General features: G+C 61.9%; 16 protein-coding genes. 6 read left to right on the top strand and 10 right to left on the bottom strand.

The features are described 5' to 3' along the window. The 5 genes from BN1132_RS20265 to BN1132_RS11805 form a co-directional block, all read right to left on the bottom strand. Positions 1-558, bottom strand: a 558-nt coding sequence (locus BN1132_RS20265) for a hypothetical protein (RefSeq protein ID WP_042077779.1), incomplete at its 3' end; no start/stop codon positions are given. A 69-nt stretch (positions 559-627) separates the two neighbouring features. Next, the gene (hrpA, locus tag BN1132_RS11820; RefSeq protein WP_042077778.1) at positions 628-4,527 is read right to left on the bottom strand and encodes an ATP-dependent RNA helicase HrpA; all 3,900 of its coding nucleotides are present in this window, start codon (positions 4,525-4,527) and stop codon (positions 628-630) included. A gap of 190 nt (positions 4,528-4,717) precedes the next feature. Further along, complete coding sequence (locus BN1132_RS11815; protein WP_042077777.1) at positions 4,718-5,140, bottom strand: CBS domain-containing protein; 423 nt, start codon at positions 5,138-5,140, stop codon at positions 4,718-4,720. Between the two features lie 83 nt (positions 5,141-5,223). Continuing rightward, complete coding sequence (locus BN1132_RS11810; protein WP_042077776.1) at positions 5,224-6,294, bottom strand: helix-turn-helix transcriptional regulator; 1,071 nt, start codon at positions 6,292-6,294, stop codon at positions 5,224-5,226. Positions 6,295-6,691: 397 nt separating this feature from the next. After that, positions 6,692-7,585 (bottom strand): LysR family transcriptional regulator, encoded by an 894-nt coding sequence (locus BN1132_RS11805; RefSeq protein ID WP_244462935.1) that lies wholly within the window; start codon positions 7,583-7,585, stop codon positions 6,692-6,694. A 93-nt stretch (positions 7,586-7,678) separates the two neighbouring features. Between BN1132_RS11805 and BN1132_RS11800 the strand changes: the two genes are divergently transcribed. Together BN1132_RS11800 and ycaC are read left to right on the top strand one after the other, a co-directional pair. Continuing rightward, positions 7,679-8,545, top strand: coding sequence for a pirin family protein (locus BN1132_RS11800; protein ID WP_042077774.1), 867 nt, complete (start codon positions 7,679-7,681; stop codon positions 8,543-8,545). A gap of 235 nt (positions 8,546-8,780) precedes the next feature. Then, the gene (gene ycaC, locus BN1132_RS11795) at positions 8,781-9,407 is read left to right on the top strand and encodes an isochorismate family cysteine hydrolase YcaC (protein ID WP_042077773.1); all 627 of its coding nucleotides are present in this window, start codon (positions 8,781-8,783) and stop codon (positions 9,405-9,407) included. Positions 9,408-9,857: 450 nt separating this feature from the next. Here ycaC and BN1132_RS11790 read toward each other — a convergent pair whose 3' ends face one another. The 4 genes from BN1132_RS11790 to BN1132_RS11775 all read right to left on the bottom strand — a co-directional run bounded on the left by BN1132_RS11790 (position 9,858) and on the right by BN1132_RS11775 (position 14,053). Then, positions 9,858-10,187 (bottom strand): YbaB/EbfC family nucleoid-associated protein, encoded by a 330-nt coding sequence (locus BN1132_RS11790; protein ID WP_042077772.1) that lies wholly within the window; start codon positions 10,185-10,187, stop codon positions 9,858-9,860. A 125-nt stretch (positions 10,188-10,312) separates the two neighbouring features. Further along, positions 10,313-12,823, bottom strand: coding sequence for a DNA polymerase III subunit gamma/tau (gene dnaX / locus BN1132_RS11785; protein WP_042077770.1), 2,511 nt, complete (start codon positions 12,821-12,823; stop codon positions 10,313-10,315). 173 nt (positions 12,824-12,996) lie between these two features. Next, complete coding sequence (gene apt, locus BN1132_RS11780) at positions 12,997-13,542, bottom strand: adenine phosphoribosyltransferase (RefSeq protein ID WP_042077768.1); 546 nt, start codon at positions 13,540-13,542, stop codon at positions 12,997-12,999. Between the two features lie 133 nt (positions 13,543-13,675). Continuing rightward, a complete protein-coding gene (locus BN1132_RS11775; RefSeq protein ID WP_042077766.1) occupies positions 13,676-14,053 on the bottom strand; it encodes a YbaN family protein in 378 nt (125 codons plus the stop codon). A 177-nt stretch (positions 14,054-14,230) separates the two neighbouring features. On the opposite strand from BN1132_RS11775, the gene dusC reads away from it, so the two are divergent. Together dusC and BN1132_RS11765 are read left to right on the top strand one after the other, a co-directional pair. Then, positions 14,231-15,175, top strand: coding sequence for a tRNA dihydrouridine(16) synthase DusC (gene dusC / locus BN1132_RS11770; RefSeq protein ID WP_042077765.1), 945 nt, complete (start codon positions 14,231-14,233; stop codon positions 15,173-15,175). 96 nt (positions 15,176-15,271) lie between these two features. Further along, entirely contained in the window at positions 15,272-15,640 is a 369-nt protein-coding gene (locus BN1132_RS11765) for a TraR/DksA family transcriptional regulator (RefSeq protein WP_042077763.1), read from the top strand. Between the two features lie 154 nt (positions 15,641-15,794). On the opposite strand, the gene BN1132_RS11760 is transcribed toward BN1132_RS11765, so the two are convergent. Beyond that, positions 15,795-16,466 carry a response regulator transcription factor gene (locus BN1132_RS11760; RefSeq protein WP_042077761.1) on the bottom strand — a complete coding sequence of 224 codons (672 nt, stop codon included), beginning with the start codon at positions 16,464-16,466 and terminating at the stop codon, positions 15,795-15,797. 173 nt (positions 16,467-16,639) lie between these two features. On the opposite strand from BN1132_RS11760, the gene BN1132_RS11755 reads away from it, so the two are divergent. Beyond that, entirely contained in the window at positions 16,640-16,966 is a 327-nt protein-coding gene (locus tag BN1132_RS11755; protein WP_042077760.1) for a PilZ domain-containing protein, read from the top strand. Between the two features lie 88 nt (positions 16,967-17,054). Beyond that, positions 17,055-18,359, top strand: a 1,305-nt coding sequence (locus BN1132_RS19200) for a cadherin domain-containing protein (RefSeq protein WP_209428969.1), incomplete at its 3' end; no start/stop codon positions are given.

The raw sequence follows: 18,359 nt of genomic DNA, 5'->3' as shown, positions 1-18,359 counted from the left end.
ATCCCCCCCTGCCGCCGTGGCGGAGAGGGTCAGGATGGCGCCCTCTGGCAACGGGCTGGCTGCGGCAAGCTGCACGCCCGCCCCGGACAGTGACGGCACCGCCAGCCTGGCCAGCAAGGGCTCCCCCTGCGCCATCCGGCCTCTGCCCGTCATGGCACCAGGCAAGGAGAACTCGGCAATAAAGGCACTGGCCCCCGGCGCCTCGAAGGAGGGTTGATACAGTGCGGCCGCAGTCGGTTGCGATTGATGGGGGGCCATGCCATAGGCCATCTCGTCGATGCGCTTGAGCCTGGCCAGGTAGGCCTTGGAGAGCTGGGCCTCCCCCTCGAACAGATCGAAGGGGGGCACCAGACGGGCGGGAAAGAGGATCTGCCAGCGGCCGTTCTTCTTTTTCTGCTCCAGCGGCGGGAACTGATTGCCCCGCCAGGCGGCGAAGATGGGCGGCACGGCGCGGTGCACCGGATAGAACTCCGGGTTGAGCTGCACCCAGGTTTGCTCCGCAATGGGCTGGTAACCGCTGATATTGACCAGCGCCACCCCCAACCAGATCCCCAGCATATGATGGCCTCCCTTCCCTTCAAGCCTTCTCTGTTCTTATTCTATCCAATAAAACAGATAGATAGCAGCTTAGCACTGGGCGATGGCGCTCTGCACCCGTTTATCCGAGATGGGGTACGGCGTCCCCAGCTGCTGGGCGAAGAAGGAAACTCTCAGCTCCTCTATCATCCAGCGGATATTGGCCACCTCGGGTGGCATCGGCTGGGATTTGGGGATCTTGGCCAGCAGTGCCTTGTACTCCGACTCCACGCTCTGCACCTTGAGCATGTAGACCCGATCCCGGTTGGGATCGATGGCGAGCTTCTCCAGACGCCGCTCGATAGCCCTCAGGTAGCGCAGCAAGTCAGGCAGCCGCTGCCAGCCGGTCTCGGTGACGAAGCCTTTGTGGATGAGCTTGTCCAGCTGCAGCTGGATGTCCGACATGGCAAAGGCGGTATCGAGCTGCATCTTGCCCTTGAGCCGCTTCTTGATCTCATGGGAGAGGGTCAGCACGGCTTCCACCTGCTTGGCAACCTCCACCACGGCGTCGTTGAGCTCGGCGCGGACATACTCCTTGAGCGCCTCGAAGCCGGCCTCGTCCCAGGCCATGCCGCCGTGCTGCTCGATGAGCTTGTCGCAGCCGCAGGCGATGCAGTCGTCAATCAACTCGGCCACCTTGCCAAAGGGGTTGAAATAGAGGCCCAGCTTGGCCTTGTTGGGCAGCTTCTCCTGCAGATACTTGATGGGGGACGGCACGTTGAGCAGCACCAGCCGGCGCTGGCCCGCCCACATCAGCTGCTGTTGCACCACCGGACTCTCCACCAGCTGGATGGCCACCGAATCCTTCTGATCCACCAGGGCCGGATAGGCTTTCACCTCGAAGCCGCCGCGCTTCTGGCTGTACTCCTGGGGCAACTCGCCAAAGCTCCAGAGGGTGAGGCCGGACTGCTCGATGTCGTCGTCCGCCACCTGGGACAGGGTTTCCTGCACCTTGCCACGCAGGGACTCTTTCAATGCCTCCAGGTCCTTGCCTTCCGCCACCTTCTTGTGTTTATCGTCCACCACCCGGAAGGTGAGTTTCAGGTGATCGGGCACCGCAGCCCAGTCCCAGGATTCGCGGGGTACGGTCACGCCGGTCATGCGGCGCAGTTGGCGCTCCATCTCGTCCAAGAGCGGCCCCTGTTCGGGATTGATGCTGGCAAGCAGCGCATCGGCGTAGTTGGGGGCCGGCACGAAGTTCTTGCGCATCGGCTTGGGCATCGACTTGATGAGGGCCACCAAGAGCTCGTGACGCAGCCCCGGGATCAGCCACTCGAACCCTTTCACTTCCACCTGATTCAGGAGCGGCAGCGGAATATGCAGGGTCACGCCGTCCGCCGCCTCCCCCGGCTCGAACTGGTAGGTCAACTTGAGCTTGAGACGCCCCTGCTGCCAGAAGTTGGGGTAGTCGAGATCGCTGATGTGGGCCGCGTCCCCCTTCATCAGCATCTCTTTCTCGAAGTTGAGCAGCTCGGGATCCTGCTTTTGCGCCTCCTTCCACCACTTGTCGAAGTGACGGGCGGAAATCACATCCTCCGGCAAACGGGCATCGTAGAAGCGGAACAAGTCCTCGTCATCCACCAGAATGTCGCGCCGGCGCGACTTGTGCTCCAGCGCCTCCACCTCGGCCAGGAGCTTGCGGTTGCCTTCGAAGAAGCGGTGGCGGGTCTCGAAATCCCCCTCCACCAAGGCGCGGCGGATAAAGAGCTCACGACACAGGGCCGGATCGATACGGCTGAAGTTGATGGTGCGCTCGGCAACCAGGGTCAGGCCATAGAGGGTCACCTTCTCCTTGGCCATCACGGCGCCATTTTTCTTCGACCAGTGAGGGTCGCTGTGGTGCAGCTTGATGAGGTGACCTGCCAACGGCTCCACCCACTCGGGTTCAATCTTGGCGTTGATGCGGGCGTAGAGGCGCGAGGTCTCCACCAACTCGGCGGCCATCACCCACTTGGGCGGCTTTTTGAACAGACCCGAGGCCGGGAACAGGTGGAAACGACCGTTGCGGGCCCCGAGGAATTCGGGCTTTTCCAGATCCTTGTTGCCGATGTGGCTCAAGAGGCCGGTCAGCAGCGCGCAGTGCACCGTCTTGAAATCCGCCGGTTCATGGTTGGCTTTAAAACCAAGTTCTTTCACCGTCTGACGCAGCTGGAAGTGAATGTCCTGCCACTCGCGCACCCGCAGGTAGGAGAGAAACTCCTTCTGGCACATGCGGCGGAACGGGTTGCTGCCAAGGGCATCCTGCTGCTCTTTCAGGTAGTTCCACAGATTGACGAAGGCGAGGAAGTCGGAATCCTTGTCTTCAAAGCGCCGGTGCTGTTCGTCGGCGGCCTGCTTCTTCTCCATGGGCCGCTCGCGGGGATCCTGAATACTGAGAGCAGAGGTGATCACCATCACCTCACTCAGGCAACCGGTCTGCGCTGCGCTGATCACCATCTTCGCCAGACGCGGATCAAGGGGGATGCGCGATAACTGGCGACCAGTCTCGGTCAGCTGAAGTTTAGCTTCGTGATCGCCGGTGGCAGGCAGCTCGCGTACCGCCTCCAGCTCTTTGAGCAGGGTCAGGCCGTCCTTGATATGGCGCGACTCGGGTGGCTCGACGAAGGGGAACGCCTCCATGTTGCCAAGGCCGAGCGCCAGCATCTGCAGGATGACGGAGGCCAGGTTGGTGCGCAGGATCTCGGGATCGGTGAAGGCCGGGCGGCCGTTGAAATCCTCCTCCGAGTAGAGACGGATGCAGATCCCGTCCGCCACCCGGCCGCAGCGACCTTTACGCTGGTTGGCGCTGGCTTGGGAGACCGGCTCGATGGGCAGGCGCTGCACCTTGGTACGCCAGGAGTAGCGGCTGATGCGGGCGGTGCCCGGATCGATCACGTAGCGAATGCCCGGTACCGTCAGCGAGGTCTCCGCCACGTTGGTGGCGAGCACGATGCGCCGCCCGGCGTGGGGCTGGAACACCTTGTTCTGCTCGGCGTTGGAGAGGCGGGCATAGAGCGGCAGCACCTCGGTGTCGCGCAGGTTGAGCTTGCGCAGGGCGTCGGCGGTGTCGCGGATCTCCCGCTCGCCGTTCATGAAGACAAGGATGTCTCCTAAACCTTCTCTAGCCAGCTCTTCCACCGCATCGAAGATCCCCTGCAGCTCGTCGCGCTCCTCCAGCCCCTCACTTTTATCGCTGGTGAGCGGGCGGTAACGCACCTCCACCGGGTAGGTGCGACCGGAGACCTCGATCACCGGCGCCTTGTTGAAGTGGCGGGAGAAACGCTGTGGGTCTATGGTGGCCGAGGTGATGATCACCTTGAGATCCGGGCGCTTGGGCAGCAGTTGTTTCAAGTAGCCCAGGATGAAGTCGATGTTGAGGCTGCGCTCGTGGGCCTCGTCGATGATGATGGTGTCGTACTGGGTCAGCATCCGGTCGTTCTGGATCTCCGCCAGCAGGATACCGTCGGTCATCAGCTTGATGTGGGTCTGCTCGCTCACCTGATCGGTAAAGCGCACCTTGTAGCCCACGTAATGTCCGAGCTCAGACTCCATCTCCTCGGCGATGCGGGCCGCCACGGTGCGGGCCGCGAGGCGGCGCGGCTGGGTGTGGCCGATAAAGCCCTTGACCCCGCGCCCGAGCGCCAGGCAGATCTTGGGGATCTGGGTGGTTTTGCCCGAGCCGGTTTCCCCGGCGATGATCACCACCTGATGGTCCTGAATGGCCTTGGCGATCTCCGCCTGCTTCTGGCTCACCGGCAGGTTGTCCGGATAGGTGACCCTGGGGACGCCCGCCAGACGGGACTGATAGCGCGCCTGGGCGGCATCCAGCTCGGCGGCTATGGTCTCAAGCACCTGGCCTTGCTTGGCTTCCGGCAACTTCTTGACGCCGTGCAGACGGCTGGAGAGACGGCGGGCGTCGAGGTTCATGCAGGCAGAGAGACGGCGGCGCAGCGCCTCGATAGAGAGAGACAAGGTACGAATTCCTTAAAAGAGTGCCCGGCAAGGGGGCCATATCGACAAGCTGGGAGCGATCCTAAAGAGCGAGGCCGGAGGGTGCAAGCCTTAAAGCGGCGCACCAGGGCATGAACCGGAGCCCTCATGACAACCACGGATGAAAAGAGCAGGCCGGGGCCTGCTCATGAATGCCGTGACACGGGGAGCGTCAGACTCTGGCCTGGTGCACGAAGCAGGTGCCGAGCTGGGCATGGATGGCCTGCATCACGTTGTGGCGATTGATCACCCCGAGCAGGCGCCCCTCCTCCACCACCGGATAGATCTTGGGTTTCTGCCCCATCATCATCTCGGCCAGATCCAGAATGCTGGTGTCGGGGCCCACCGCCAGCACCTCCTTGCGCATCACATCCTTGACCTGGGCCACCTGTTCACAGTGGTAGGCCTCTTTGAGCATGACGGCGATGCAATCCTGCTCGGATACCCAACCAATCAGATGCCCCCGGCTGTCCACCACGGGGCCGCCCAGCTGATGGCTGTTGAGAAATTTTTCCACCGCCGCCTGCACCATCATCTCCGCGCTGAAGGTGATGGGCTTGGTCTGCATGTAGTCCTTTGCCTTGAGTGATTCCATGACGCTTTCCCCCAACAGGCCTCCCGAGGGGAGGCAAGAGCCGGGCACTATGTCCGGCTCACTCCAAGCATAGCGCGCACGGATCAGGAGATGGATTGCAGCAACAACAGCAGCTCGTTCTGGCTGTGGCAGTCGGTCTTCTTGAAGACGCCCTTGAGGGTGGAACGCACGGTTTCCACCTTGACCCCGCGCAGTTCGGCGATGTCGTTGCTGCTGTACCCCTTGCTCATCAGCACCAGCAGCTCCTTCTCGCCGATGGTGAGCGGATAGAGGCTGGCCAGCGCCTCGATGTCGGGGTTGAAGGAGTGCTCGGGGTCGCGCAGCACCACCTCCACATAACGCTCGAAACGGCTGAGGCCGCTCATCAGGGTGCACTGGATCAGCAGCGGCCTGAGGTTGGCCTGGCGGGGAATAGACATATAGGCGCTTGCCCCCGGCAGCAAATAGGCAAATCCGTTGAGGATCTCCTTGAGCTGGCGCTGCTGCTCTTTATTTTGCAAAGAGAAAATGCCATTGATGGCGCGCAGTTCCACATTTTCATCGGCAATGCGGTTGAATGCCACATTGGAATAATGGATATGTCCCTTGTCATCTATGATGGCGCTGGGCTTATTATGATTTTTTACCAGCTGCTGCAACTGGTAGTTCTGGGTTTCCAGGGCCAGCAGATTCCAATAATGGTGGCTCCAGGCGGCAAGACCGGAATAGATCTCCGACAGCGACATGAGCTCCCGGCTGCTGAAGTCATCCTGGGAGGCACCGCGATAGCTGCACAGGCTGCTAAGACCCCTTCCCTTCACCCGGCAGACGCCACCGGCTGCAAACTGGGCGCCGAAGCTTGCTAGCAGACCCACCGAGCTGGAGATGGTGTTGGCGCTGACGATCCCCTGACAGCCCTTGTCCAGATAATGATTGAACCACACATCCTGGCGATGGTGCTGTACATAAAACTGTTGCTGGGCCTCGCTCAATCCGCTGGAAAAGAGCTTTATTCCGTCGCTCTTGTCATCGTCCCGCAATAAAAACAGGGACGAGCTGCAGGAGACGTCCGCGCGAAATTGGTCCACCACCAGCTTAATGTCAGAATCATTAATACCGCACTCGTATAACTGGCTGATATAGGGCGATATCCTTTCTTTCTCTAATGCCTTCACACCCGAACTCCTAATTCTTATTTTTATTGAAGTGGCATCTTACTCTGCAATGAGAAACTCGAAAAGTAGTCAAATGAATAAAGCCTTTATGACTAATTCATTAATGGTTATGTATAAAGTCAGGCCGATGAAAAGCATGAAAAAAACCAAATCCCGGCTCAGGTTTATCCGGGTTCTGGTCGCTTTTCACAATGTTTGTGATGTAGTGGTGCCCTCTTCCCTTCGGACACCCGTGGTCACCAGGAGCCGGAACCACGAGAGTGATCCGTGCAGCCCGCCCCGTCCGCCCGCATCCTGACAGCCTCTGACCCTGATGACTGTCCGGCGCGGCGGCGCGATACCGCTCATCAACACAGCGCCTGATGGCACCACACTGATGATGGACAAGAATAACGCTTCAATCGAACCACCTTCGCAGGGCCAGCGTGGCGAGATCGACAAAGGCACGCAATCCGGGGGACATGAAGCGCTGCCTTGGGTAGACGATATGGATGGGGTCGACCTTCCCATGCCATTGGGGGAGGACAGCCACCAGTCTCCCCTCGTCGCAGGCCTGGCGACACAGGTAGGACGGCAAGAGTGCCACCCCCTCAGCGGCCAGGACCATGGTCATGATCAAGCCGACATCGTTGATCAGCGTCTGCCGTGACAAAGAGACGGTCAGGCTGTTGGCGGCCTCGTCCTGGAGGTCCCAGGCCTCTTTGCCCAGTGGGGTGAACTGCAGGCAGGCATGCTGTCGCAGCGCCTGCGGTGCATCGAGCGCCGGCGCACTGGCGAGGTAATCCGGGCTCGCAAACAGTGCCCAGCGCGCAACGCCCACCTGCCTGGCGATCAGCGTCGAGTCCTTGAGTGGGCCGGTACGGATGGCGACATCGACGCCTTCTGCGACCAGATCCACGTAGCGGTTCATCAACACCAGTTCCACATCGACCTTTGGCCACTGGGTGCGCATCTGCCCCAGGAGAGACGACAGTATCTGGTCGCCGATATCAACGGGCGCCGTGATCCGCAGCAACCCGCAGGGCTCCTCCCGCGACTCGGTCACGGCGGCCTCGGCATCGAACACATGCGCCAACCCGGTCGAGGCGTGGTCGAAATAGATCTGTCCGGCCTCGGTCAAATGCAGGCGACGGGTCGTCCGCTGCAAGAGCGTGACGCCCAGGCGCTTCTCCAGCATGGCCACCCGATGGCTGACCGTTGAGGTCGGCAACCCCAGCAGACGGGCAGCGGCACTGAAACTGCCGGCTTGCACGACCTTGACGAATACAACGACCTGATTGAAGTCCATCATCCAACTCAATAGAAAGTGTTTTCTGATTTAACCACCTAGTTGGACAGATGACCACTTCCTACACTGTTTCCATCGCTTCATGGAGACACCGAGATGAAAGAACTGGCATTTATCAAGCGCAGCAACGGACGACACTGGGTGGGTGACGGCTTCCCCGTCAGGAGCATCTTCTCCTACAACGACATCGCCGAGGAGATGTCCCCCTTCCTGCTGATGGACTACGCGGGCCCGGCCACTTTCCCGGCCACATCCCATCGGCTCGGGGTCGGCCAGCATCCTCATCGCGGGTTCGAAACGGTGACCATCGTCTATGAAGGCGGCGTCTCGCACAGAGACTCCTCGGGGGGCGGCGGCACCATAGGACCGGGGGATGTGCAGTGGATGACGGCCGCGTCCGGCCTTATCCACGAGGAGTACCACAGCCCGGACTTTGCCAGGACGGGTGGCGCCTTCGAGATGGTGCAGCTGTGGGTGAACCTGCCCGCCCGTGACAAGATGACGGCCCCTGGCTACCAGGGCATCACCTCAGGAGAGATCCCTCGGGTGGCCTTGCCGGATGGCGCTGGCGAAGCGCGCATCATCGCCGGGCGCTTCGGCGAGACAGCTGGCCCTGCCCGCACCTTTACCCCGATGAACGTCTGGGACATGCGCCTGAACGCCCACCACAGGGTCACGCTCCCCTTGCCGGAAGGGCACACCACCGCCTTGTTCGTGCTCAAAGGGGCTATCCGTCTTGGCGACCGCCACCCGGTCCGCACCGCCGAACTGGCAGTCATGGAGCGCCGCGGCACGGAACTGGTGATGGAGGTCGAGGAGGAGACGACGTTGCTGCTGCTCAATGGCGCCCCCCTCAATGAACCCATCGTCGGTCACGGTCCCTTCGTCATGAATACCCAGGAAGAGATCGTGCAGGCCATCAATGATTACAACAGCGGCCGTTTCGGCCAGATTGGACGCTGAACCCCGAGTCCGGCAACAGGCGCACAGCAAACAGCCTGGCCAATGTCGGCGGCGCCGGATCCGGCCACGCCGGGATGGCACAGGGCATCACACTGGCTCCCGTGCTGGCTGGCCTGCTCCCCCTGGATAGCCCGGAGGAGGCGGTCGAACGACAAGACACCAATCGTCCTGCAACAACCACGAAGTGCTGGATCCCCAGCGTGAATGTCCTGATCAACAAACCTGGAGAAAAGTCATGAACAAGCCCTACGTCAAACTCGACAAGCACAACGCTGCCGTGCTGCTGGTGGATCACCAGGCCGGCCTCTCCTCCCTGGTGCGCGACATCGAGCCGGACAAGTTTCGCAACAATGTCCTGGCGCTGGCCGCGACGGCCAAGTATTTCCAGCTGCCCACCATACTGACCACCAGTTTCGAAAACGGGCCCAACGGCCCATTGATGACGGAGCTCAAGGAGACCTTCCCGGATGCCCCTTACATTGCCCGCCCCGGGCAGATCAACGCCTGGGACAACGAGGAATTCGTCAAGGCAGTCAAGGCCACCGGCAAGAAACAGCTGATCATCGCCGGCATCGTCACCGAGGTGTGCGTGGCCTTCCCGGCCCTGTCCGCACTCGAGGAGGGGTACGAGGTGTTTGTCATCACCGATGCCTCGGGAACGTTCAACGAGATCACCCGTCACTCGGCCTGGGATCGCATGTCATCCGCCGGGGCGCAGCTGATGACCTGGTTTGGCGCCGCCTGTGAACTACACCGCGACTGGCGCAACGATGTGGAAGGCCTGGGCACCCTGTTCGCCAACCACATCCCCGACTATCGCAATCTGATCAACAGCTACACCACCGTCCAGAGCAGCAAGTAATACACACCGGCCCCGGGAATCCGGGGCCTTTTCTTTTACTGGTGCCACATCTGGGCTATATGCCCCCTTCCTCCCGAGCATATCAATGCGTCAGGCTGCTGCTCGAGCGTATGGAATAGATCCGTCGTTCATGGTGACGTGCGCCCCATCAGATGGGTACTCGTGAGCGGGGCGGCAATATTCCCTCGATCAGGTGAGCCAGATGCGCCTAAAACCCGCAGCAAGCCTGATAATGCGGGGATGCCGACTGGCTGCAAGGCATAGCACCAGGCCCTGCCACACGGACAGCTGCGACGCAGCGCATTCGGGAAGGGAACTTCGCCTTGCCCAGACAGGCCCGGCACAATAGTGGGCTGGGTGGAGGAAAAACAAAACGCAGCGGGGACGGGGTAACCGTATCCGCTGCGTCATCACGAGGCACAGCCTCTTGACTTAAAAGGAATCAGATCCTCAGAACGGCATCTTGAAGCCCGGGGGCAATTGCATGCCGCCGGTCAGCTCGCTCATCTTGCTCTTGTTCTGCTCTTCCACCCGGCGCACGGCGTCGTTGACGGCGGCGGCGACCAGATCTTCCAGCATCTCCTTGTCATCTTCCATCAGGCTGGGATCGATCTCGATGCGGCGCACGCTGTGGCTGCCTGCCATGGTCACCTTGACCATGCCGGCGCCGGCTTCGCCGACCACTTCCATCTGGGCCAGCTGCTCCTGCATCTTCTGCATGCGCTCTTGCATCTGCTGGGCCTGTTTCATCAGGTTACCCATTCCACCTTTACCAAACATAGATCGTCTCTCGTCTTGAAATCCGGCATCCAGCGCCGGGCTGTGGGTTCATCTGCCCTAAGTGGGGGCAGCCAAAAGGCTTTTCAACGGGGATCCAGACCCCGACGCGGTTTTTTGACCGCGCGTCAGCGACTCAGGGGCTCGATGCTCTCGGGATGGAGCACGGCGCCGAATCGTTGCTGCAAAAACTGTACGTTGGGATCGGCCGCCAGATCCCGGCTCACCTGCTCACGGACCCCGAGATAGAGACGGTGCTCAATCTCGAGCGGCGTCTCCCGCTCGGGATCCGTGCCCAGGGTCACCTCGATGCGCACCCTGCCCCCCAATGCCGGACCTATGATCTCGGCCAGATCGGCGCGGGCCTTGTCGCTCACCAGATGACGCTGCTCTGGCTTGAGAACGAGGGAGACCAGCTCCCCCTGCTGGCTCATCACCGAGTTGATGGCGAGCTGGCGCAGCCGGCCCCCTACCCCGGTACGGGCGATCAGCTCGGCCCAGGGATCGCCGCAGTTGACCAGGAGAGAGGACGGGATCAGACGGGATACTTCCCCCGCGTCCTCCGGCTGATCGTCATTTTCCAGCGCGTCCCAATCGATGGTCTCCATCACCGGGACGGCGGGTTCCGGCCTGCTCACAGCCTCCTGAGGCACGGCCACGGGAGGCGAGAGCGGCGCAGTCGACGGTGCCGTGGCCCGCCGGCTGACGTCAGCGTCCAGATCCCAGGGTGGCAGGTCCTGCTCCGGGGGAGCCATGGTCACAGGGGCAGGATGAGGGGCCGGTGCAGCCCGCTCCGGCAGCGGGGCGCTGGCGAACCCGTCGCTGAAGCCTTGATTCAGATACTCTTCGTAGTCACTGCCGCTCTCTTCATAGGCATCGAGGGGCGGCAGGTCGTCATACCCCAGGGCGGGCGTTTGCCCCTGATTATCCGGTCGCGCCACAGGTAGTTCGGCAACCAGGGACGAGGGGACGGCGACTTGCACACCAGGCGCAGGTTTTGCGACAGCCAGCGATTTGGGGGCCGTCCGGACGGGCGCGGCGCCCGCGCTCTGCTCGCCGCGCAGGCGACTGCGCAGCAGATTGCGCTTGCCCAGCAGGCTCTGCATGCTGGAGGCCGCCGAAGGCGCCGCCTCGAGCTCCCGGTCTGGCGCGGGAGCGGGGGCATCATGAGAAGAACGTGACGATTCGGGCTCGCTGACCTCCTTTGCGGCGACTAGGTCGTCCGGCCTCGCCTTAGGCGCCATGGACTGCACCTCGTACCCCATTTGCTCTGCGGCTTGCAGCAGTTCGCTCTGCTCGGCAAAGAGGCTCACATTGGGCTCATCGTCACCGGGTGCCGGTTCATCGGCCTGCAACTCAGGCATGGGTCCGCTCGCCGCCCTGGCTGCGGGTTCGCTCGCACCGATCGCCCTGGTCCCCTGATGCGGGGCTGGCTCAGCCCCTTGAGGCTTTCCCGGCGGGATCGAACCAGTCTCCCTCCCCACCGCAGAGGAGGTGACCAGCCCTGCCATGGAAGGGGGCAAGGCAGTCAGGCGGGCGGGGTGCAGTACCTCGCGGCGCGGCGAAAAGGCCAGCATCCGCAGGCAGGTCATCTCCAGTGCGGTGCGTCCGTCAGGGGCCCAGGGCAGATCCTTGCGCCCGCCGAGCACGATCTGGTAGCAGAGCTGTACCTCCTCCGGGCTCATGGCCTGGGCCAGTTGCAACAGGGCATCGGCATCCGCCCCCTGCTCCTGCACGCTGGCCGGCAGCAATTGGGCCATGGCGACACGATGGAGCAAGGCTTCCAGCTCGGCGTGGAGCTGATCAAAATCCGGCCCCAGGGTGGCGATTTCGGTGATCTTGGCCATGGTGGCCGGGGCGTCCTGGCGGAGCACCGCCTCCAGCAGCTGGTGCAGATGGTGATGATCGAGCGTCCCCAGCATGGCGAGCACGGCGTCGAGCCGCACGCTGCCGTTGCCGTGGGCCAGCGCCTGATCCGTCAGGCTCAGGGCGTCGCGCATGCTGCCGTCGGCGGCCTTGGCCAACGCCAGCAAGGCGCGCGGCTCGAACGGCTGGCCTTCCCTGTCCAGCACCCACTCCAGCTGCTTGGCGATCTGGGTCTGATCCAGGCTCTTGAGGTGAAACTGCAGGCAGCGCGACAAGATGGTGATGGGGAGCTTCTGCGGATCCGTGGTGGCCAGCAGGAACTTCACATAGGGGGGCGGCTCTTCCAGGGTTTTTAGCAGCGCATTGAAGCTGTGGCGCGACAGCATGTGCACCTCGTCGATGAGGTACACCTTGAAGCGGCCGCGGGCCGGGCGGTACTGCACGTTGTCCAGCAGTTCGCGGGTGTCTTCCACCTTGGTGCGGGAGGCCGCATCGATCTCCAGCAGATCGACGAAATTGCCCTGATCGATTTCGCGGCAGGTGTCGCATACGCCGCACGGATGGCTGCTGATCCCCTGCTCGCAGTTGAGGCTCTTGGCCAGGATGCGGGCTATGGTGGTCTTGCCGACCCCACGGGTGCCGCTCAGCAGATAGGCATGGTGCAGCCGCCCCTGATCCAGGGCATTGGTCAAGGCGGTCAGCACATGCTGCTGGCCAACCACTTGTTCAAACGTATGGGGGCGCCATTTGCGCGCCAGAACCTGATAGCTCATAGATCTCGATGCTGGAAAACGAGGCATTGAGGCAGGATGCTAACACAAATGGCGGGGGGGCTGTATGGACTATCGGCCGCCTTGGGAGGGATCGCTTGAATTTCAAACCGGTGCCCATTCAGGCACCGGTCTGAGGCTGGCGGCAGGTTGACGAGGCCCGCCTGCCAGGGGGGTTACTCGCCCGCGAGTTCCACCAGGGAGATCACCTTGACGCCGGCGGCGGTCAGGCGAGCCTCGCCACCGAGGGACGGCAGGGAGATGATGAAGGCGGCATCGGCCACCTCACCGCCGGCACGGCGGATGAGCTTGACGGTGGCATCGACGGTGCCGCCGGTGGCCAGCAGATCGTCCACTACCAGTACCTTGTCACCGGGCACGATGGCATCGGTGTGCAACTGCAGGGTATCGGTGCCGTACTCGAGGGCGTAGGACTCCTCGATGACGCTGCGGGGCAGCTTGCCAGGCTTGCGCACCGGCACAAAACCCAGCCCCATGGCGTAGGCGACCGGGGCGCCGAAGATGAAGCCGCGGGCCTCGGTACCGACGATCTTGGTGATCCCTTGATCACGGTAATGATCGGCCAGCAGATCGATGGTGGCCTTGAAGGCCTCGGCATTCTCGATCAGGCTGGTGATGTCGCGAAACAGGATGCCCGGCTTCGGGTAGTCGGGAATGGTCTTGATGCTCGCTTCGATAAACTTCAGGGTATCCGGATTCATTATTTGACCGCTTATTTTTTTGAGCCCAGCTATGGCGGCACATAGGATCTCCGCCTGGGGGCAATAAAAAGGCCCGTCACGCAAAAATGACGAGCCGACTCCATAGCATTATTGCCGCGATAGCTTAGGGATTTCACTTCTTCATTGCAACCGGCTCCAGCACAGGCAGACGCATCAACCAGGTGAGCAGGATCACCATTATGACAACGAGCAACCACCTCACCCAGGGCAGCGGTACCACCAGGAGCGACACCGAGAACGAGATCAGGATGAAGACGACAGCCCGACGTCTGGCATGACGGCGAATGCCGCGATACTGCTGCCAGTCGAGGATGGGGGGGCCGAAGCAGGGGTGAGCCAGCATCCAGCGGTGAAACCGGGGGGAGGATCGGGCAAAGAGGGCCGCCGCCAGCAGCATGAAGGGGGTGGTCGGCAGCAGGGGCAGGACTATCCCGACTATCCCGGTGGCGAAGGCAAGCCAGCCCAAGGCCATCAGACACCAGCGTTTCATGGGTACTCCTCTGAATGCATCTCTGCCTTTAGCCTAACAGAGTTGGCCCTGAAGCTGACAGACTGGCCCAGGCGGCGGCCATCGATTGGGTTCATCGAGTGGGCAGACGGCTGACAATCCCGGCCATTGCCACTACAATCTGCGCTCTTTTTTCTCCCCTTGTCTTCGGAAGCAGCTATGCGCGTTATTTTGGCCCCCATGCAGGGGGTCCTGGATCACCTGATGCGGGAGGTGCTCACCTCCGTCAACGATTACGACCTCTGCGTCAGCGAATTCATCCGGGTGGTCGATCAGCTGCTGCCCGCCAAGGTATTCCATCGTCTCTGCCCCGAGCTCAGACAGAATGGCAAGACCCGCGCCGGCACCCCGGTACGGGTGCAGCTGCTGGGCCAGCACCCGGAATGGCTCGCCGAAAACGCAGTGCGCGCCATCGAGCTCGGCTCCCCCGGGGTCGATCTCAACTTCGGCTGCCCCGCCCCCACGGTCAACAAGAGCAAGGGGGGCGCCGTGCTGCTCAAGGAGCCCGAAACCGTCTATCGCATCGTCAAGGCGGTACGGGACGCGGTGCCCGCCCACCTGCCGGTCAGTGCCAAGATCCGCCTGGGTTATGATGACAAGGAGCTCTATCTGGACAACGCCCAGGCCGTCTATCAGGGAGGGGCCAACGAGCTGGCAGTCCATGCCCGCACCAAGCGCGAAGGCTACAAGGCCCCGGCCCACTGGGAGTACGTGGACGCCATTCGCCGCGCCCTGCCCATTCCCGTCACCGCCAACGGCGAGATCTGGGATCACCAGGATGCCCTGACCTGCGCCCGGGTCTCCGGCTGCGACGCCCTCATGGTGGGGCGCGGTGCCATCTCGCTGCCCAACCTGGCCAATGTGATGAAGACAGGTTGCGCCCACATGAGCTGGGCCGAGGTGCTGCAGCTGATGGTGACCTACACCGAGCAGGATCTGGCGAGCGAGAAGGCCGACTACTATCCCAGCCGGATCAAGCAGTGGTTCAGCTATCTCAAGCGTGAATATCCCCAGGCAGCCGTACTTTTCCAGGAGATTCGTCTGCACAAAGAGACAGGACCTATCCGGGACGCCTTGCTGCAAGCCGCGAAAACTGTGAGCTAACCCACTTTTACTTGACTCATGTCATCTTGATAAACCGCGGGTTTCCCTATACTGGCCGAGTTTTATCACTCGTCTTTGGGGGCTGCTGTGTGTGAAGTGACGCAAGCCCGGTTGGCCGAATGGCATGAGCGCCTGCTGACCGATTGGGCACAAACAAGAGAAGAGCTGATAGGCCAGCTCAAGGCCTGTCGACGTGACGACTGGGCACAGAAGGTGGCATCCTGCGAGCGGGATCAGCTGGTGGACCTGACCGGTCGCCTCGATCTGCCCAAGGTGGAGCAGAGCGTGGCGCGCCTCAAGCGCATCGACGCCGCGCTTTGCCAGATGGAGCTGGGGCTCTATGGCCTCTGCTCCGATTGCGAGGAGCCGCTCATCGTCGAACAGCTCGATCAGGATCCCAGCCTGCAGCGCTGTCCGCGCTGTGAAGCCCGCTATCGCAAGGGATTCCACGCCCACGAACTCTGATGGGCCTTCCCCTGCCCATTGCCATCCATGCCCTCCCCCTCTTGCCAAGGCCATAGCTGACTCTCCACCCGACAAGGGCCCCCGGCCCCTTCATCACGCGGGCCCCGGTGGCCTGCGGCAAGATCATCGCAGCCTTGGGAGGCCGACAGGCGTTTCAGGTCTGGGAGCCTTGCTCTGTCAGCGCATGCTTCTGTGCATAGGCATAGAGGCCCATTCGATTGCGAATGCCCAGCTTGGCGTAAATGGATGTCAGGTGATTGCGCAGGGTGTGCTCACTGATGTTGAGGCGCCGCGCGATCTCGAGGGTATTGGCATCGACGCCCAGGGTAATGGCCGCGATGGTCAGTCTCTCCTTGCGGGTCAGCCGCGCTATCTTCGCCTGCTCGGCGTGGTGAGCCCCCTTCTCCCTCGCGATGGCCATCAGGATCCGCTCGGTGGCGGCGCGATCGACCCAGTACTCGCCCCCGTGCACCTTGCGGATGGCCTTGTACAGCACCTCCACCGGTTCCCGCTTGCTGATGGCGCCGCAGGCCCCGGCCAATACCGCTCTCTCCTGCAGTTCGGTGCCCTCCGCAGTGGCGATCACCAGCACGCGCACGTGGGTATCGCACAGCAGGGGCGGAATTTGGTCGATGCCATTGCGGCCATCCAGATCGAACAGGACGACACACGTCTTGCCCGGTACCATCCACTGCACGGCCTCGACGGGATCGGCCACACAAGCGATGACGTCCATCTCGTTGGGCTGTGCGTTAATGGCCCCGCGCAACCCCCATGCGACTATCGGCAAGTCACAGATCACGATGACATTGATTCTGGTATCCATACCCCGCCCCCTATGCCTACGACAACGTGACAGGCATCCTGCCTGACAATGGTCCCCTCTCAAATTAGTCGAAATATCCTGGTTTTGTCCTGGGTCGACCGACACTTTGTCCCACATAAATCGGTCTGATTCTTCCATTTTTCATCTTCCCCTTCTGGCCTAGGCTAATCGGCATGACAACGCCCACACATATCCATGCTCGCCAGCATGAGCGCATCAGGACGGTGATACCTGTCCGGCTCTCGGGCCAGACAGGGTTCACCCGGGACATCAGCATCGGGGGCTGCTACCTGCAACTCGAGGAGGCAGCCACGCCTGAGAACGAAGGGCGTGACGTCTGCTTTGATCTCGATCCGGGGGTGACGCACGGTGCCATGAAGATCCGGTGTTGCGGGCAGATAGTGCGGCGAGACCGGGACGGCCCTCTCACCGGTATGGCCATCAAAATCAAAGACCTGCAACTGCTGGTGAAAGAGATCCCCGACAGTTGCACCAGGTGAAGAGTTGCTCGGTGCAAGAGCAGATGGCCAGGACGGCGATCTTGTCTCCATACCGAATCATCTTCCCGCTTTCTGAAGGAGCAGACCCATGGCTGACATCAGCGGCACCAATAAAAACGACTCTCTCATTGGCGGCACAGGAGCCGACCTCATAGATGGAGGCAATGGCAGTGACATGCTCGACGGCGGCAGCGGGAGCGACACCCTGCTGGGCGGCAACGGCGAGGATACCCTCTACGGCGGTCTCGGGGACGATACCCTCTCCGGCGGCAACGGCCAGGACCTCGTCTATGGCGGATCCGGCAACGACGTCATCGGGACATCGCTTGTCAACAGCGAGAACGGTAACGACGTCATCTACGGCGACGGCTGGGATGACTACCGGCAGCAGAGCCGAGCCCTCGCCGGCAGCGACACCATCTACGGCGGCAATGGCTCGGAGACAATCTATGGCGACAACGGCGATGGCCATGCAAGTGGCGGCAACGACTATATCTATGCCGGCAACGGCAACGACACCGTCTACGGTGAAGGCGGTGACGATACCCTCCAGGGCGGCAATGGCGCCGATCTGCTGAGCGGTGGCAGCGGCAATGACCTCTTCGTCTACCAGAGCGCGATGGAATCCAATAGTGGCGGGATGGATACTATCCGTGACTTTTCCGGTGTGCATGACGCCAACCCGGACAACGACAAGATCGACCTGCGCCCGTTGCTGGGTTCCACCGACCTCAAGTGGGGAGGCACCACTTCCCTGATCAACGGTGTCTGGTACGAGCAGAACTCCGGGCAGAATGCCACCTACGTCAAGGCCGATACCAACGGCGACGGCCAGGCCGATCTGGTGATCAAACTCGACGGTCTCAAGGACCTGAGCAACACCGACTTCCTCGGTGTGCAGAACAACGGCCCCACCATCACCTCCAACGGGGGCGGCAGTTCGGCTGCTCTGGCCATCGACGAAAACACCACTGTGGTCACCACAGTGACGGCCAGTGACCCGGACTTCGGTGCGCTGCTGACCTACACCATAGTCGGTGGCGCCGATGCAGGACTCTTCACCATAAATCCCAACACCGGCGTCCTGTCGTTTGTCAACGCGCCCAACCGGGAAAGCCCGGGCGACAGCAACGGCGACAGCACCTATGAAGTGGTGGTACGCGTCTCCGATGGCAGTGCCTTCGACGAGCAGGCTTTCACCATCGCCATCAACGATGTCGACGAGTTCGATGTCACTACCCCGACCGACACCAACGCCGCCGCCAATGCCGTCGACGAGAACATCGCCATCGGCTCCCTGGTCGGCATCACCGCCTTTGCCAGCGACGCCGACGCCACCACCAATGCCGTCACCTACAGCCTGTCCGGCAATCCCGGCGGCCTGTTTGCCACC

It is taken from the genome of Aeromonas sanarellii (genome assembly GCF_000820085.1).
GTDB classification, from domain to species: Bacteria; Pseudomonadota; Gammaproteobacteria; order Enterobacterales; family Aeromonadaceae; genus Aeromonas; species Aeromonas sanarellii.
Note: the sequence above shows the minus strand (reverse complement) of the source record. Positions and strands in the feature narration are given on the sequence as shown.

Excerpts from the sequence above, each read along its gene's own strand:
- dusC (WP_042077765.1), top strand. The coding sequence starts at position 14,231 with ATGCGCGTTATTTTGGCCCCCATGCAGGGGGTCCTGGATCACCTGATG.
- BN1132_RS11815 (WP_042077777.1), bottom strand. The coding sequence starts at position 5,140 with ATGGAATCACTCAAGGCAAAGGACTACATGCAGACCAAGCCCATCACC.
- apt (WP_042077768.1), bottom strand. The coding sequence starts at position 13,542 with ATGAATCCGGATACCCTGAAGTTTATCGAAGCGAGCATCAAGACCATT.
- dnaX (WP_042077770.1), bottom strand. The coding sequence starts at position 12,823 with ATGAGCTATCAGGTTCTGGCGCGCAAATGGCGCCCCCATACGTTTGAA.
- BN1132_RS11775 (WP_042077766.1), bottom strand. The coding sequence starts at position 14,053 with ATGAAACGCTGGTGTCTGATGGCCTTGGGCTGGCTTGCCTTCGCCACC.
- BN1132_RS11805 (WP_244462935.1), bottom strand. The coding sequence starts at position 7,585 with ATGATGGACTTCAATCAGGTCGTTGTATTCGTCAAGGTCGTGCAAGCC.
- BN1132_RS11755 (WP_042077760.1), top strand. The coding sequence starts at position 16,640 with ATGACAACGCCCACACATATCCATGCTCGCCAGCATGAGCGCATCAGG.
- ycaC (WP_042077773.1), top strand. The coding sequence starts at position 8,781 with ATGAACAAGCCCTACGTCAAACTCGACAAGCACAACGCTGCCGTGCTG.
- BN1132_RS11800 (WP_042077774.1), top strand. The coding sequence starts at position 7,679 with ATGAAAGAACTGGCATTTATCAAGCGCAGCAACGGACGACACTGGGTG.
- BN1132_RS11790 (WP_042077772.1), bottom strand. The coding sequence starts at position 10,187 with ATGTTTGGTAAAGGTGGAATGGGTAACCTGATGAAACAGGCCCAGCAG.
- BN1132_RS11760 (WP_042077761.1), bottom strand. The coding sequence starts at position 16,466 with ATGGATACCAGAATCAATGTCATCGTGATCTGTGACTTGCCGATAGTC.